The following is a 220-nucleotide window of genomic DNA, read 5'->3' as shown; positions in this document are numbered from 1 at the left end:
AATATCGCGTTCTTCGCGCAGCTTCGCGTTCTCTTTTTCTAGCTGGCGGATTCGCTCGGAATCAGTCGTCTCCTTGGCGTTGTCGCGCATGGCCTTCGTGCGGGCACGTTTGCCGGTGCCGTATTGCTGAAGCCAGGAGAAAAGCGAGGAACGATTGACTCCAAGCTCTGCTGAAGCCGCGTGAAGTGAAAGGTCCTCATTGTTTTCATAGAGGGCCACA

Annotated in this window: 1 protein-coding gene; it reads right to left on the bottom strand. The window is 55.0% G+C overall.

From position 1 onward, the window contains the following. A partial coding sequence (locus HMPREF2724_RS12760; protein WP_371440776.1) for a transposase occupies nucleotides 1–220 on the bottom strand: 220 nt, incomplete at both ends.

It is taken from the genome of Corynebacterium sp. HMSC071F07, from assembly GCF_001810285.1.
Lineage (GTDB): Bacteria > Actinomycetota > Actinomycetes > Mycobacteriales > Mycobacteriaceae > Corynebacterium > Corynebacterium simulans.
Note: the sequence above shows the minus strand (reverse complement) of the source record. Positions and strands in the feature narration are given on the sequence as shown.